Genomic DNA, 231 nt, shown 5'->3' on the forward strand with positions numbered 1-231 from the left:
GGGTCGATGTTCCAGGTCAGGCTGGGTGCGATGTTTTAGCGCTTGTTGTCGATGTGATCGACCTGGGTGACGGAGTCGCGCACCACGCCGCTCAGGCCATAGATAAACTGGCCGTCGTCGTCGATCTTGCCGGTGCTGGCGAAGATGATCTGGCGGGGATTTTCGCTGCCGTACAGCACATGCACCGCATGGCTGTCCTGCACGCTGGGACGGCTGCTCACCATATCCAGC

Annotated in this window: 1 pseudogene; it reads right to left on the reverse strand. The window is 60.6% G+C overall.

The features are described from left to right. Positions 1 to 38: 38 nt before the first annotated feature. Positions 39 to 231: pseudogene (locus ACFZPT_RS27150) on the reverse strand (hypothetical protein); the annotation flags it as partial.

The sequence above is a fragment of the Pseudomonas sp. MD330_10 genome, from assembly GCF_042610415.1.
GTDB classification, from domain to species: domain Bacteria; phylum Pseudomonadota; class Gammaproteobacteria; order Pseudomonadales; family Pseudomonadaceae; genus Aquipseudomonas; species Aquipseudomonas rhodesiae.